Origin of the sequence: Helicobacter didelphidarum, assembly GCF_003364195.1 — a bacterium.
GTDB classification, from domain to species: Bacteria; Campylobacterota; Campylobacteria; order Campylobacterales; family Helicobacteraceae; genus Helicobacter_A; species Helicobacter_A didelphidarum.
In genome coordinates, this window is record NZ_NXLQ01000016.1 from 36,575 (window position 1) to 51,930 (window position 15,356).

The 15,356-nt window shown below is 33.0% G+C and carries 21 protein-coding genes; 13 read left to right on the forward strand and 8 right to left on the reverse strand.

Annotated features, from left to right (window positions below; genetic code table 11):
* Positions 1-5: 5 nt before the first annotated feature.
* Entirely contained in the window at positions 6-545 is a 540-nt protein-coding gene (locus tag CQA53_RS07265; RefSeq protein ID WP_115543352.1) for a hypothetical protein, read from the reverse strand.
* A gap of 2 nt (positions 546-547) precedes the next feature.
* Positions 548-1,429: a menaquinone biosynthesis prenyltransferase MqnP gene (gene mqnP, locus CQA53_RS07270; RefSeq protein ID WP_181882392.1), complete on the reverse strand. Its 882-nt coding sequence runs from the start codon at positions 1,427-1,429 to the stop codon at positions 548-550.
* 406 nt (positions 1,430-1,835) lie between these two features.
* Here mqnP and efp point away from each other — a divergent pair, with 406 nt between their 5' ends.
* From efp to CQA53_RS07305, 7 genes are read left to right on the forward strand one after another with little or no spacing between them, the layout of a single operon-like run.
* A complete protein-coding gene (efp, locus tag CQA53_RS07275; RefSeq protein WP_115543354.1) occupies positions 1,836-2,399 on the forward strand; it encodes an elongation factor P in 564 nt (187 codons plus the stop codon).
* Positions 2,400-2,448: 49 nt separating this feature from the next.
* On the forward strand, positions 2,449-3,561 hold the full coding sequence (locus CQA53_RS07280) for an FIG domain-containing protein (RefSeq protein ID WP_115543355.1): 1,113 nt from the start codon (positions 2,449-2,451) through the stop codon (positions 3,559-3,561).
* A 4-nt stretch (positions 3,562-3,565) separates the two neighbouring features.
* Complete coding sequence (gene accD / locus CQA53_RS07285) at positions 3,566-4,435, forward strand: acetyl-CoA carboxylase, carboxyltransferase subunit beta (RefSeq protein ID WP_115543356.1); 870 nt, start codon at positions 3,566-3,568, stop codon at positions 4,433-4,435.
* Positions 4,436-4,442: 7 nt separating this feature from the next.
* Positions 4,443-4,868, forward strand: a complete 426-nt coding sequence (locus CQA53_RS07290) for a 23S rRNA (pseudouridine(1915)-N(3))-methyltransferase RlmH (RefSeq protein ID WP_245945764.1) — start codon at positions 4,443-4,445, stop codon at positions 4,866-4,868.
* Between the two features lie 13 nt (positions 4,869-4,881).
* Complete coding sequence (locus tag CQA53_RS07295) at positions 4,882-5,265, forward strand: TraR/DksA C4-type zinc finger protein (protein ID WP_245945765.1); 384 nt, start codon at positions 4,882-4,884, stop codon at positions 5,263-5,265.
* On the forward strand, positions 5,262-6,404 hold the full coding sequence (locus CQA53_RS07300; RefSeq protein ID WP_115543358.1) for a hypothetical protein: 1,143 nt from the start codon (positions 5,262-5,264) through the stop codon (positions 6,402-6,404). Before CQA53_RS07295 ends, CQA53_RS07300 begins: the two co-directional genes overlap by 4 nt.
* A 16-nt stretch (positions 6,405-6,420) precedes the next feature.
* Positions 6,421-6,957, forward strand: a complete 537-nt coding sequence (locus CQA53_RS07305) for a phosphatase PAP2 family protein (RefSeq protein ID WP_115543359.1) — start codon at positions 6,421-6,423, stop codon at positions 6,955-6,957.
* Between the two features lie 240 nt (positions 6,958-7,197).
* Here CQA53_RS07305 and CQA53_RS07310 read toward each other — a convergent pair whose 3' ends face one another.
* The 3 genes from CQA53_RS07310 to CQA53_RS07320 form a co-directional block, all read right to left on the reverse strand.
* Complete coding sequence (locus CQA53_RS07310) at positions 7,198-8,295, reverse strand: cation diffusion facilitator family transporter (RefSeq protein ID WP_115543360.1); 1,098 nt, start codon at positions 8,293-8,295, stop codon at positions 7,198-7,200.
* 155 nt (positions 8,296-8,450) lie between these two features.
* Positions 8,451-9,578 carry a DNA adenine methylase gene (locus tag CQA53_RS07315; protein WP_115543361.1) on the reverse strand — a complete coding sequence of 376 codons (1,128 nt, stop codon included), beginning with the start codon at positions 9,576-9,578 and terminating at the stop codon, positions 8,451-8,453.
* Positions 9,578-10,489, reverse strand: coding sequence for a DNA adenine methylase (locus tag CQA53_RS07320; protein ID WP_115543362.1), 912 nt, complete (start codon positions 10,487-10,489; stop codon positions 9,578-9,580). Before CQA53_RS07320 ends, CQA53_RS07315 begins: the two co-directional genes overlap by 1 nt.
* Before the next feature lie 26 nt (positions 10,490-10,515).
* On the opposite strand from CQA53_RS07320, the gene CQA53_RS07325 reads away from it, so the two are divergent.
* A complete protein-coding gene (locus tag CQA53_RS07325; protein ID WP_245945766.1) occupies positions 10,516-10,782 on the forward strand; it encodes a helix-turn-helix domain-containing protein in 267 nt (88 codons plus the stop codon).
* 8 nt (positions 10,783-10,790) lie between these two features.
* Positions 10,791-11,399 (forward strand): MunI family type II restriction endonuclease, encoded by a 609-nt coding sequence (locus CQA53_RS07330; protein ID WP_115543364.1) that lies wholly within the window; start codon positions 10,791-10,793, stop codon positions 11,397-11,399.
* On the opposite strand, the gene CQA53_RS07335 is transcribed toward CQA53_RS07330, so the two are convergent.
* From CQA53_RS07335 to CQA53_RS12355, 3 genes are read right to left on the reverse strand one after another with little or no spacing between them, the layout of a single operon-like run.
* Complete coding sequence (locus CQA53_RS07335) at positions 11,356-12,066, reverse strand: MT-A70 family methyltransferase (RefSeq protein ID WP_115543365.1); 711 nt, start codon at positions 12,064-12,066, stop codon at positions 11,356-11,358. The genes CQA53_RS07330 and CQA53_RS07335 overlap by 44 nt on opposite strands.
* Positions 12,067-12,106: 40 nt before the next feature.
* Positions 12,107-12,247, reverse strand: a complete 141-nt coding sequence (locus CQA53_RS12350; protein WP_181882390.1) for a hypothetical protein — start codon at positions 12,245-12,247, stop codon at positions 12,107-12,109.
* A complete protein-coding gene (locus tag CQA53_RS12355) occupies positions 12,244-12,405 on the reverse strand; it encodes a hypothetical protein (protein ID WP_181882391.1) in 162 nt (53 codons plus the stop codon). The genes CQA53_RS12350 and CQA53_RS12355 overlap by 4 nt, the downstream gene beginning before the upstream one ends.
* Positions 12,406-12,507: 102 nt before the next feature.
* On the opposite strand from CQA53_RS12355, the gene CQA53_RS07340 reads away from it, so the two are divergent.
* The 4 genes from CQA53_RS07340 to CQA53_RS13740 form a co-directional block, all read left to right on the forward strand.
* Positions 12,508-13,803 carry an aldo/keto reductase gene (locus CQA53_RS07340; protein ID WP_115543366.1) on the forward strand — a complete coding sequence of 432 codons (1,296 nt, stop codon included), beginning with the start codon at positions 12,508-12,510 and terminating at the stop codon, positions 13,801-13,803.
* 24 nt (positions 13,804-13,827) lie between these two features.
* Positions 13,828-14,688 (forward strand): aldo/keto reductase, encoded by an 861-nt coding sequence (locus tag CQA53_RS07345; protein WP_115543367.1) that lies wholly within the window; start codon positions 13,828-13,830, stop codon positions 14,686-14,688.
* A gap of 122 nt (positions 14,689-14,810) precedes the next feature.
* Positions 14,811-15,083: a hypothetical protein gene (locus CQA53_RS07350; protein WP_115543368.1), complete on the forward strand. Its 273-nt coding sequence runs from the start codon at positions 14,811-14,813 to the stop codon at positions 15,081-15,083.
* A 206-nt stretch (positions 15,084-15,289) separates the two neighbouring features.
* Positions 15,290-15,356: twin-arginine translocation signal domain-containing protein (locus tag CQA53_RS13740; protein WP_147290010.1), on the forward strand; the 67-nt coding region annotated here is incomplete at its 3' end.

Consider the following 15,356-nt stretch of genomic DNA (forward strand, 5'->3'; position numbering starts at 1 on the left):
ATGATTTACAAAGTTTGTATCTTTCTTGCTTTAAGTGCTTCTCTCTCTACACCAACAATGAATGTGTCATAATCTTTTAAATCTCGTTCTGAAATTTTATTAATTTGAAATACATTTGTATCTTTAGCAATAGCAAATAATGGCACACATCGCATAGGAAAAATTGGTAAAAACAGACGCACATAATATACTTTTTCAATAATTAAGTCATTTGAATCCAAAATAATGATACCATGTCCTAATTTCGCTGTATGATTGATAAAATGCAGCGGGACATATTCCACTTGCTCCCCCGTGATAAGATTCTCAATGTGTTCCAGCTTTTTGTAAATATGTACAATCATTTCGCCAAGTATTGCTGTCCCACCACCACATTTACAATCTCCACTTCTTGCTTGTAATGATTGTAGCCACTTGTCAATTGAATGACTATGAAGTTGCGTGAGTGAATTATATTCTTGAGTTGCTTTAAGATTTAAATCATCATCAAGTTCATTAAATTCTATATTCAAACGAGCATCAATTAAACGAGTTTTAAATTCCATAATTATATCCCCATAAAACTATCTAAAATAATAAAAAATAAAAATACAAAACCTAAATATCCATTTGTTGTAAAAAATGCTTTTGGAATATTCTTAAAATCTTTGCGAACAATACGATGCTCATAAAAAAGCATAAGTGCTGCAATTATAAGCCCCAATATCGCAATATAATAAGTTGTGCTATATCGTAAAAACAATGCCCAAAAAAATACTGCAAAAATATGAAATAATCGTGCTATATGTAGTGAATTTTCAACCCCAAAATGTGAAGGAATAGAATAGAGGTTATTCGCTTTGTCGTGTTCTATATCTTGCAAAGAATAAAGAATATCAAATCCAGCAACCCAAAACAATACACCACAACTCAAAAATAGTGTCCATATATGGATTGCCCCACTTACAGCAATATCTCCAGCTAAAGGAGCTAAACCAAGCGACACACCAAGCACCAAATGTGCAAGATATGAAAATCTTTTCATAAAACTATAAAACCCTAAAATAATCAAAAAAGGAATAGAAAGCTTAAAAGCTAAGTCATTGATAAAATAACTCACAAGAATAAAACCCAACGCATTGCATATACAAAAAACGATGAGAGTCCCAATCCCCAACCTACCATCAACACTTGGGCGGTTTTTTGTGCGTTCATTATTGGAATCAATGTCACGATCGCAAAATCGATTAAATGCCATAGCAAAATTTCTTGCTGTTGTTAATGCAAATGCACATAAAATAAGTGTCTGAAATCCAAAAAATCCACTATTATACACAGCATTTGAGGAAACAATCATAGCAATCAGTATAAAACTAGCACTAAAAATTGTATGTTCAAATGCGACTAATTCTCCGAGAAGATGCAGTTTTTCTTTAACTTTTTTCATAATTGTATGCTTTCATCATTGTTGAATCTCTTTGCTGTATAATCATTGTTATTTGGGAGACCCTTATGGAGATTCTTGATATTGTTATGAGTTTCTTTATTCCAAAGCTTAACTATAACTTAAAATTATTAAAAAATCAAGCATTCATTCTATAATTCCGTATATTTTTATCCTTAGGAATTTAAGTTTATTGTCTTAAGATTCTCACATATTTTTTCAGGTTTATTAAGAAATATAATTTTAGCAAAATTAAACTTAAATAGAAATATAATATTTTTTATTTTTGAAATTGTGTATCAAGGCATTATATAGGTATACAAAAAAATTAAAAAAATAGAGTAGATTCAGCAATTATTATAGATAAATTGAGTAGAATACGAAATTATTTTTTAAACTTTAAGGTATAAAAATGGCTATAGAAATGGGTGATCTCAAAAAAGGCTTGAAAATTGAAATTGATGGTATTCCATACAAGATAATGGAATACCAACATGTAAAACCGGGCAAGGGTCCTGCCTTTGTGAGGGTAAAAATTAAAAGTTTCTTAGATGGAAAGGTAATTGAAAAAACTTTTCATGCGGGTGATAAATGCGAATCGCCAAATATTATTGAAAAAGATATGCAGTATCTTTATGATGAACAAGACCTTTATTATTTTATGGATAGCGAATCTTATGAACAAATCGGACTGAATGCTGACCAAGTGGGCGAAAGTATTAAATGGTTGCTAGAAAGTATGCATGTAAGTGTCCTTTTTCACAACGAAAAAGCAATTTCTGTTAATGTCCCACAAATTGTTGAATTGAAAATCGTGGAAACACCACCAAATTTTAAAGGTGATACTTCAAGTGCGGGTAAAAAACCTGCTACGCTAGAGACAGGTGCTGTGGTGCAGATTCCCTTTCATGTTTTAGAGGGAGAAACCATTCGTATTAATACAGATACCGGCGAATATATTGAGAAAGCAAAATAACCATTAAAAAGCTTTACGAGAATATTGGGAACTAAAGAGGCTTATTGTCATGCAACAAATCATTCCTTTAGAGAAACTTCATGTATTCATTGGACATGATTTTTTTATAAGAACAGTATTAGCAAGTCTTGAAGTTATTCAAATATTACACACACAACATATTATTTTGCACGAAAGCTTTGATATTGGAGCAGGTGGAGATTGTAGTAGCGGAGCTGATTTACTCACTGAAGCAATATTTTGTAAATTTTTCTCGCCAATATATCATATTGATTCTGAGGAGGCTGGATTCATTCAAGGAAATGAAGATGCACTCGAAACAATCATTTTAGATCCGCTTGATGGAAGTAGTAATTTTAAATCAAATATTCCTTATTATGGTGCGAGTCTTGCATTATGCGATAAGAATAAAAAAGTGCGTGAGGCTTGTGTTGTGAATTATATCTCGCGAGAGATTTCATATCTCAATGATTCATTGCTTGAAATTACAAAAATCCCTTGTATTTTTGATTTAAACTTTCTTGGATTATATGTTCCCTTTAAGGATATAGAATCTTTTTATGCTTCAAAAAGTCAGAAAACACATCATAAAGTCTTTTTAAAGCATAATTCTTGTCTTTCCTATAAACCTATTGATTTCTCATGTCTGCTTTATGATTATGAGAAAGTTTTAGAAAAAGAAAATAAAGAATCTCAAAAGATTTTTATACAACAAGCATGCCAAAAGATTCTTGAGACACACCAATATTTGCCTTCCTGTGATATGAATTTCTTACATGAAATGTTTGAAAACAAAATCATTACTTATCGTCCAGAACAAACTTATGCAACAAGAATGCTTGAATGTGGTATTTTTGAAAAAGCAAGTTACCATGCCGATTGGACAAAGGTTTTACTGCAAAAAGGTTTAAAATTTCGTTCTCTTGGTGCAACTGCATTAAGTCTTGGTTTTAGTTTTCGCTATCTTTTTGTTCTTTTGCCATCAAAAGTGAGAAAATATGATGGTATGGCCGGACTTTATCTTGCACAAAATCAAATAATACAAGGAAACATTCAGGAATATTTCGAGTTTATTCCCACTTTAACTGCGTGTGATACACATACAGAGCATATTATTGTTGCAGCAGATTCTCAAATTGTAAATATACTTTCAGAAAGGTAGATAAATGGGTTTTTCAGATTTTTTAAAAAATTTTAAGAGAGAAGATTCAAGAGGAAAAAAGGATACAAGCACACACTGGACAAAATGTGTGAGCTGTGGTGCTTTGATGTATAATAAGGAATTGCTTGAAAATTCTTATACATGTTCTAAATGTTCTTATCATTTTAGAATCAGTGCACAAGATAGATTGGGGCTTATTTGCGATAAAGATACCTTTTGTGAATATGATACAGATTTAGAACCAAACGATCCTTTAGGATTTGTAGATAAAAAAAGTTATACAAAAAGAATTGAAGAAGGTTATACCAAGACAAAGCGTAAAAGTGCAGTAATTTCGGGTGAAACACTCATTAATAGTATTGAAGTACAGCTTGCCATATTTGATTTTGCATTTATGGGTGGTAGTCTTGGTAGCGTTGAGGGTGAAAAAATAGTGCGAACCATTAATCGTGCAATAGTTAAAAAACAAGCAGTTATTATTATTGCCACAAGTGGTGGTGCAAGAATGCAAGAATCTACTTATGCTCTCATGCAAATGGCAAAAACTTCAGCGGCACTCAATAAACTAGCACAAGCAAAACTGCCCTATATTTCTGTGCTAACAGACCCAACATTTGGTGGTGTTTCGGCGTCTTTTGCATTTTTGGGAGATATTATTATTGCAGAACCTGGAGCGATGATTGGATTTGCTGGGGCAAGGGTAATTAAACAAACAATTGGTGCAGATTTACCTCAAGGATTCCAAACCTCTGAATTTCTCTTAGAGCATGGTCTAATTGATATGATTGTCTCACGAAAAGACTTGAAAAAAACTCTAAGCGATCTTGTTTCAATACTTGTCCCTTATGAAAATACACATTTATATAATTCATAAAGAAAGTGTGAGGCAACCACAATTACAACACTATATAAATGGTTGTAAGGGGTTTAATACAGAAGTCATTATCAACAACATTTTTAACAAGGAGATTCAAAAAGCACATAAACAAGATTATCAAATTGCAAGAAAAAGCTATTCAAAAGCTTTTGAAAAATATCTTGATAGGAACAGCGTATTACTTGATATAAAGGGGAATGCACATGATACAATAAAGTTTAGTAATTTGGTTAAGCAACATTCACAAAGAGGAAGTTTAAAGTTTTTTATTGCCGGAGCTTATGGTTTTGATGAATGTCTTTTAAGAGCATATCCACAAATTAGTTTAAGTCCTCTGACTTTCAGTCATGAGATAGCCAAATTAGTTTTATTGGAACAAATTTATCGTGCCTTAAGCATTATCAATAATCATCCATATCATAAGAATTAAATAAGGAAATAACATGCCACAAGAAAGTATGCGAGATGAAGATTTGTTATCACTAAAATATATCTTAGAAAGACGCTTAGTGTATTTGCAAGAAATGAGTTATACCCTTGAACAAAGTTTGCAAGAAATGAGTACACTCAAATTGCAAGAAAATGCGGATATTATTTCGACACAATCGCAATTACGATTTGATGATTCTATGCTTACACGAAATCAAAGCGAGATAGGTGAGATAGAATCTTCATTATTAAAATTTGAACAAGGTAGTTATGGAATCTGTGAAATGTGTGAAGAAGAAATTGGTATAGAACGGTTACAAGCAAAACCGCACGCAAGATTTTGCATTAATTGTCGTGAAATTTTTGAAAAGAAGGAAAAGGAAAAGGAAAGAACATGAGGATTCGATATTTTTTAGTTTTTGGAATTATTTATATTGCACTTATTGGTGGTTACACATTTTATATTATTAGAGACAATTATAGTTTAAATAATACTCTGTGGATTGATTTTTCTGTTACATTACCTATTGCAGTATGGATGTGTCTGCCCATTATAGCTTTATTTTTTATGGCATGGTTTTTTATGGCATTAAATACACTTATTTTGAAATTCAAAGGTATGTCATTTAATCGTGATGTTGATAAAATAATTACACAAATTTACGAGCAAATGCTTGGGAATGATTCTCGTGACAGAATCTTTGCTAATCATCGGTTTAAAGAAGTCTCGAGGGTCCTTAAAAGATTTTATTTATTACCACATTTCGAATCAAATCCCGCAGGCAATAAACAAATTGATGACACTTTTGATATGATGTTGGAGATTCAAAATAATACAAGTATTCCAAAGATAAAACTTCACACAAAACATCCATTATTTCTAAAGAATGCTAAAAATATGATTAGCAATGATGCTCAAAAAGCATTTGAAACGCTCAAACAAGATTTTAGTCAAGATACTCTTGCACATAAACTTTATAAAGAGATAAACACACAAAGCATTTATGACGCAGCATGGACTGTGCTTATTGAGAATAAAAATTCTAAATTAATTAATAAAATATTAAATCTAAACAATATTCATATGAGTTTTGATGTGATTATAAAATTAATTTTGCATTGTGCCAATAATACAATAGAAATACAACAAGATTCTATAATAAAGATTTGTAAAAATATAAATCTTAGCGAGAAAGAGTATTTAAATCTTGCGATACAACTTTCAAAAGTTCTTAATGAAAATAATGTCAATTTTTATCTCAATCTTTTTGAAAAATTAAGCAAAGAAATCGAAGCAAGTGTTTTTGCATATTTCTTTTTACTGCTTGAAGTCAGCAAGACAAGTGAAGCAATGGAGCTAAAAAAACAATATCCCAAGAATGACTTTCTCCCTGTTTCTGCATTTTGTGCTCTCAAGGATCAGGGCTATCCATTGCTTGTATTTTTTGATCCACTTCTTTATCGTGCAAATAAAGCAAATAAGAATCAAATTCTTCCAAATATTAATGCAGAATTAATGCAAACTGATTATCACTAATAGTTTTATAAAACTGATGTTTGTTTTACCCATAAAACTTCTTGGAGAATTTTTACACATTGATATGTTTGTGCAAAATGGGATTACCACCTATGGTGATCTTATGCAGTTTTTTGCTCTTTTTGTTTTGCTCCTTCTTATAATCTTAAAAGATATGACTGGGATTTTACAACTTGCTTTATCTGCCATTGTTGGACTCGGTATTATGCTATTTTCAAAACATATCCTCCCTTATTTTTCAAATATTTTTCAAAATAATGAATGTCTTGGGGGGATAATCGCTTCTGTCGCGCAAAGACCTGATGCGATAAATGATTTTGATGGTTTTCCAAGCGGACATACAACAGCAGCATTCATTGCAACTGGTTTTGTCTCTAAAAGATATGGTTGGAAATATGGTATAGTGGCGATTACTCTTGCAATTCTTGTTGGCTTATCACGATTATATGCACTTCGACACACGACAACGCAAGTAATCTGTGGTGCCTTACTGGGATTTTTTGTCGCATATTGTATTACAAAGAAAAACACAAAGAACGACAATACAATATAACAAATAATTTTATCTAGAATAACTTGAGGGATCATCTTATCAATCTCAAAAGTATATTTGCGTTATGTTTAACCTTATCCTTGTTTCTCTAAACATATACTTGTCTGTTCAGACCTTAATTTTGTTCCAATCATTTTAATTTATAAAACTCAATGGGTAACATTTATGGTTACTAATCTATATTTTGTAATCTACCCTAAGATTCTATACCAAAGCAAAACTTTAGCAGTATGCTTGCCCTCACAACCACTTAGGATTTGCCGTGAAGCTCACTGATAGCCAAATCTTATAGCTTGGGATTTCAAGAGCCTTTTCTATTTTTTCTCGTATAGAATCAAACTCCATCATACTCATAGGCTTAAAATGCTTATCTGTGAGGATATTCACTTCGACCATATAGAATCTGCCGCTTTTTGCTACATGCGTATCATAATCGCTAAAGTCATACTCTGTGCTTAAAGCCTCCATAATCTGCGTGATTTTTTCATCAATTTCTTTTGGAGCAACCATCATCAAGTCTTTAAAATTCGCCACTGCTATACGAACAGGTGAGGCGCAAAGCAAAAATGAAAGCACACATAAAAGCACAGGATCAATATAACGCGCTAACATCTCAACGATATTTTTTGGCAAGAAAAATGGCATAAAGTAAATGATACCAAAAGCCATCAATGCGCCCAAATATAACACACAATCGATTTTCCACTCTGTATTATCCACCTTAATCAAGTCAGATTCTAAAAGACGAGTAAAAATGAGTGTGTAAGAAAAAAGCACGGCACAAAATATAAAAGCACATAGGCTATACACTACCGCCCCGCCAAGCTGCACTTCATAGCCACCATTGATGATAGATTCTAAAGCATTGATAAAAGCATACACACATACAAGCACAAGCACGAGAGACTTAAAGAGATTAACCATCGGCTCAAATCGCACATAGCCATATTGAAATGTCTCATCATCTTCTTTGTAAATATAGCGCGAAGTAACTACGCTCAACGCCCCCAATCCAACGCTCACAAGTGCGACAAAACCATCAAACACTATCGACATAGACTGAATAGCTATGCCAAAACCTATGCCAAAGATAGCTAACAATAATGCGCTAAACATAGAGGCTTTCAGCACAAATTGTTCTTTTTGTGCGGATTTTTGCAGATTCCCTTTTATGTCGTTTTGGAATATATTTTTGTTTGAGCGAATCCGCCTCCGCACACTTGTGCCATAGCTTTTGGTTGGATTTTTGCCTAGAGTTGTATTATGAAAAGGGGATTGCATATTCACCTCAATATTGAAATATTTTATAGATTCTATCGCATTTTTAAAAGATTTCATCCCAAACATTTAATAGAAATAAACATGCTATAAATTTAGTGTAAATATTCCCTATAAAATAAAACTCACCACACTTCTTTACTTTATATTTCTTACTATTTTTACAAAAATTTTTCTCATTTTTTATAAAAAGTCATTGAGATAATCAATCAAGCCTATCTCTGCACTATCCATACGTATTCGTTGATATATTTTTTACTTCGTTTTGCGTTGCTTTTAAAACGCGGGTAAATAATCTCCTCACAAATCACATTGCCATAGCACTTTAAAAGCTCGTTTATCTCATCTTTTCTCATCAATCCTTCATTATTATAGCTCAAAATTAAATACTTATAATTTTTCATTTGTGCAATTTTCTCTAACTCTATAATCGCACTTTTTGCATTGCAAAATTTGGATTTTTGCTGCTTCCATTCTCGCAGTCCAGCCACTCCACTAATGCGTGGATTATCATATCTTGCAATCGTCTCTATAAGATGATAATTTGGTGCATATTGACGATGATTATAAGGCGGGTCAAGGTAGAAAATATCAAAATTTTTATTTTTGTATTGCGTCAAAACCTCCACACTATCACCACAAAAACAAAAATGCTCCCTATCACTTTGCAAAATTTCAATCTCTCTTAATTGTAATGGTTTTAAAGCTCTCCTATCCCAATCCTTGCAAAATGCCGCATACACCCCTGCGACATTACTAAAAAATGAGAGAGATTCTATAAGTGTAGCAAGTAAGATAAAATACTCATTTTCACTCAATTTATTTTGTACTTTCCATTCCTCAATCTTTAGACGAATAGAATCTATTTTCTGTGCATTATAATCACTAAAATATTTGCGTGGAATTTCTAAGTCTTTACTCCCACTTGGTGCGTAATTATGATAAATAAAATCTTGTGTATTTTCTAAATTATTAAGATATTCTAACACTTTTTGATAGGGCGAAGCAAAAAGGATATTATGAGAATCTTGACTTATAATTTCTGCTAAATGATGAAAATTTGGTATTTGATTATTTTCTAAATATGCCTTTTGCAAACAATATGAAAAATAGAGCAAATCACAGCTATAAATTTGAAAGCCTTGTTGCTTAAAAAACTTCCCTACACTTGTCGTGCCAGCAAATACATCAAAAAATAAAGGGGGTTTATTTAGTGTATTGATTTGATTGTTTTGCCTATAAATATTATGCGAATTTTGTATAATAGAATCTAAGATTCTATGTTTGCATAAAATTTCATAAATTTTAGGGATAAGATTCTCTTTATTACCGATAAAACGCATTAGGGGAGATACACTTTATTGGGCTGATAATTGGTAATCAAAACTTCTTGTGTTTGATTTTTATCCCTACATTTTACCTGATAATTTGAGTTGGTATAATGATGATAAATTGGAGTGATAATATAGCTATTAGAATCTACCCATTGTTTTAAAATTATATTTTCTTTATTTTTATGTTTCAGCACATTAGACAAGGCGAATTTAACCCCCTTAGAATCTAGCTTATATAAAGATTCTAATAAATCCTTTTCTAATACTTCATTCCAGCCACTAAAGCCTCTCTTACCATCATTATAAGTGCCTTGCGTGATGAGATATGGAGGGTCAGCATAGATAAATGTCTCATTTGTAAAGTGATGAGATTCTATAAAATCTCTAAAATCATAGTTAAAAAATTCTATATTTTTGCTTTGGAGATTCTGTATAAAATATATTAAATTTCTCTTCATATTTGGATTGAAAGAGGAGCGATTTTTACCAAATGGATTGTTGAATTGATGAGAATTGTTAAATCGTATTTGGTGATTAAAAGAAAAGGCAATAAGGGTGAGTAATAATAAGGGCTCTTTGTGTGAATTATACGCATTACGCAGAGTATTATATCCAACAGTATTTTGCATATTAAGCTGATATAATTCTATAATCTGTTCTATTTCATTCAGTATAGAATCTAATTTATTTTGCTGCAAAAATTTATAAAGCTGAATGAGATAGCTAAGATTGTCATTACAGATAATTTGCGGAGATTCTCTATTCATCGCTACATTACAACCACCACAAAATAAATCTATAAAAACTTGAGTTTCTTTTGGGAAAAGTGGGAGAATCTGCCCTAGAATCTTATACTTTCCACCGATGTAATTGAGCGGAGATTTAAGGTATTGTTTAGCTTGAATCAATGGCTTTGTCATTAGTGTTTCCTTGCAAGATTTAATTTATGCTAACTATAGTATGTAGAATTATAGTATGTTTTTCTATAAAATTCAACACTATGGAAAAGTATGAAATAAATATTAGAATTGGTAATAAAATTAGAGAAGAAAGACAAAGGCAATCTTTATCGCAAGAAAAATTGGCAGAAATTGCAAATGTGCATAGAACTTATATAGGTATGATTGAAAGGGCAGAGAAAAATATTACTCTTGTAAGTTTAGAGAAAATTGCGATTGCTTTAGGTCTTGATATTAGAGATTTGCTAGATTAGGTAACATGATGGGTAAAAAAGAGCTTCAAAGTCGGGATAATTGGCAAAATGAAAGTGGTTTGCAAGCAATAAATGCAGAAAATAGATTTTTTCATGTTTTTCAGGAATACTTTTTAAAGAACTCCGAGAAACACCTACAAATTATATCTAAACCTAATGAGTTAAATAATATTTACAAAGATATTCAGTTGCCACAAAAAATTCTTTCTAAAATATATAATCCACCAAATGGTTATGGGAGACATGGCATTTCACCTGATTATGCAATTAAAAATTTAATTTCAAATAAAACACTGTATATAGAAGTTAAAAGACAAGATGGCTGGATTGAAGGTAAAGAAATGAGTGCTGGTAGGGGAAATGCACATGAAAGAGCGTGCAAGCTTTTTACGCCAGGTCTCTTAAATATAATGAAAAAAATTGGTGGTTTAGATAATATTCCATTACCTTTTTGGATAATTTTTCAAGGAGATATTGCGAGAGACCCCAAAAGAACAAGGGAAATTTATTGTTGGTTTAGTGGATTTGAAAATCACTTTTATTTATGGAGTAACGAGGATTCAGATGAAGTAATCATAAAACATTTTCAAAAATATTTTGAATCTCATCTTGCATAGACAAATCCAATCCCCAAGAATCCCAACCATTTCTTTTTTGTCTCGCAAAAAGCTCTATTTTTCTTTGTGATGGGAACATTTTTTCGATATTTTGAATTACCTCAATTGGTTTTACGCTATGTTTCGTTCGTTTTACTCTAACTAACTGTTTAATATTTCTAGCACCTCTTGGTTGAGGAATTTTACCTTTTTTAAACACTAAGCATAATTCACAATATGAAAGGGTATATTGACCGGGATTATGATTCATTTTATCCCAAACAAATGCAACGGTTTTATATTCAAAACCCCAAGCATTGCCTAATTCTATAGCCTGCTTTAAATGTGGATTAGATGTCCACATAAATAAAAGGCAATTTGGTTTAGATATTTGTTGAATTGATAGTTTCATCAATTCACTAGTTTTTAATGTTGGATATTGAAAACATGCTGAGCTGATAAATATTTCTTTATTTAAATCTAATTGTTCTTTACTCTTACTACTTTTATCAAATTGCATCTTTCCATTATAATGCCATGGTGGGTCAGCATAAATTATATCATATTGTATATCTGGTAATGGTGGAAATAAATCTCGCAAAGTATTGCGTTTGGTTTTGTTTTGTGCCTTTACTTTATATATTGAATACCCTGTAATGTTTGTATTGTTGTTTAATAAATCTTCCATAATTACTCCTTAAGCTGTTTTACTATTTATACCTACAACCTTATTGAGAATCTCTTAGTATTGGCAAGATTCTAATATTATCAATAAACGCACAAAACCCCCTATCCTGCAAAAATCTTGTGATAATATATCGCAAAACCTCGATTTTTGGTCGCTCTTCAGTGAGTATGTAGAGATTCACATTTTTCCTTCTTTGTGTGTGATTCTAAAGATATAATTATAACATTCTTTGACTAAGCTTTTAGCAAAATCTCTCCAAAATTCTCCCCAACCCCTTGACTGATAGCTACTCTCATCATTTATAATTTCAATATGAGAATCTAAACCATAAAATCTCAAGCATTATTTGGCTTCAGAATCACACAAATGCAACGATGAAGCTATGCTTTAGGTTTATGTGGGCTTAGATTCTAAACATTTCAAATTTCTTAAGGAAAATCTATGAATAATTCTTCAAATTCAAGACGCGAGTTTATGAAAACTACCGCGATAGTTGGTGGTGCTGTGGTACTAGGTGGCGTAAATCTTTTTGGTGCAAATGCTTCAAATACGCAAACACAATCAAATACTCATTCATACAATCCTAACACGCAAAATAGAGAATCTAGCACAAATATGAAGCGAGATTCTCAATCAAACACATATATTACAAACAAGGGTATAGAATCCAAAAATTTGACGCAAGATTCTACAAGGAATATCAAAGATAGCACATTTATAAAACCACAAAACCTTCCACAACGCAAAATAGGTAATTTGAATGTATCAGCACTTGGGCTTGGTTGTATGGGTATGAGTGCGAATCACGGACCGGCACGCGATAAAAAAGAGATGATAAAGCTTTTACATCGTGCTATCGAGCTAGGTATCACGCATTTTGATACTGCTGAAATCTATGGACCACATACTAATGAGGAGCTTTTGGGCGAGGCACTCAAGCCATATCGCGATAAAATCACAATAAACACGAAGTTTGGGCTATATTATCCATTTGGTAAGCAAATGCAAGATTCTAGTCCAAAAGCACTAAGACGCGCACTTGATGGGAGCTTGAGGCGACTTAAAAGCGATTATGTTGATTTATACACGCAACACCGCGTAGATACCGATACACCTATTGAGGAAGTCGCACAAACTATGCAGGAATTTGTCAAAGAGGGTAAGATTCGGGCGTGGGCGTTGGGCGAAGCAGGAAGCAAGACGATAGAGCGAGCATGCAAGGAGTTCGCTCCTGTGGCAATGCAAAGCCAATATTCTATGGCATTTCGTGAGCTTGAGAGTAATGGTATTATGAAAACTTGTGAAAAGCAAGGCATAGCATTAGTGGCGTATAGTCCGCTTGATAGGGGATTCTTGACAGGGGTGATGAATGAAAACACGACATTTCACCCTACGCTTGATTTTCGTGCGGGATTCCCACGATATACCAAAGAAGCATTGAGAGCAAATCAAAGCATTATACGATTTATTGATGAGATAGCTCAAAGTAAGCGTGTGAATGGCAAACGCACTACGATAGCCCAAATTGCACTCGCGTGGATACTTGCACAAAGAGATTTTATTATTCCCATTCCAGAGACAACAAATCCCGCACATTTGGTAGAGAATCTCGGTGCATTAGCAATACATTTCAGTGCTGATGAGATGAGGACAATAAATGAGAAGCTTGTTGCGATTAAGATAGTAAGCGATAGATACCCGCCAAATAGCGATGCGGCGAGAAGTGTGGGGCTATAAAATATACACAAGAAAGGAGTAATTATGGAATATATCACATTAACTATTGGCGTAAAAATGCCAATTCTAGGCTTTGGGACTTTTCAAATCGAGCCAAAGGACACGCAACGATGCGTAGAGGACGCCATAGAAGTGGGCTATCGTAGTATCGATACTGCTGCGGCGTATTTTAACGAAGAAGGCGTAGGAAATGCCTTACAAACAGCCCTCAAAGGTGGCATAAAACGCGAGGATTTATTTATCACCACAAAGCTTTGGATAAGTGATACTTTTGGATATAAACCACACAAAGCCTTTGAATCTAGCCTTAAAAAACTTGGGCTTGATTATGTTGATTTGTATATTATTCATATGTCATATGGCGATGTTTATAATACATGGAGAACAATGAGTAAGATTTATCATAATGGTTTAGTAAAAGCTATTGGCGTAAGCAACTTCACACCCATTCGTTTAAGCGATTTTTGCCTCTATAATGAGATAAAACCCGCACTCAATCAAGTTGAATGCCACCCCTTTTTCGCACAATTTGACGCACAAAAAAATATGCAAGATTTAGGCGTAGTAATGCAATCATGGGCGAGTTTTGCAGAGGGCAAAAATGATTTTTTCACTAATAAGATTCTATCTCAAATCGGTGCAAAATATCACAAAAGCAACGCACAAGTGGCTTTAAGATGGCTTATTGAACGAGGTATCGTAGTCATTCCAAAGACAACACGCAAGGAGCGAATGATAGAAAACTTTAATGTCTTTGATTTCAAACTAGATTCTAGTGATATGGCGATGATAGCAAAGCTTGACACAAACAAATCGCTCTTTCTTGACCACGAAGACCCCGCAACTATCGAGTATCTTCATAGTCTGCATAAAGGCAAGATTTAAACAAAAGAAAAAATTTTAAGGAACAGCAATGAAAAAAATATGATAACAAATCCCACCTACACACGCGTAGGGCATTCCTACGCAGGAGTGCTAGACTAGGCGGGGTAGGAATCTTAGGCGTAATGGGGCTAGGAACATTAGAGGGTGCGAATCTCACTCCGATGAGAGAGATAGATAAGAGCAAAAATACGGAAAGCGTGAAAAAGAACAAAAACAAAGGAGAAATGATGAAAAATCTAAGTGTCAATGCAAAGACAAGTGTAGAGAGGCTTTTTGGTAATGTAGATATGCCTTTGATGGCAAGTGATAGAGAATTTATGAGCCATTATCTTAACTTTGTCCTTGATGAAGTAGTAGCACATAGCAAGCTTGATGAGTTAAGTCCAGCAAAATAAAAATATGTAAAATAATATTGTGTAATTTTATAGAATCCCCTTGACTTAGAGTAGCTCTCATCATTTATAATTTCAATATGAGAATCCAAACCATAAAATCTCAAGCGTTATTTGGCTTCAGAATCACACAAATGCAACGATGAAGCTATGCTTTAGGCTTATGTGGGCTTAGATTCTAAACATTTCAAATTTCTTAAGGAAAATCTATGAATAATTCTTCAAATTCAAGACGCGAGTTTATGAAAACTACCGCGATAGTTGGTGGTGCTGTGG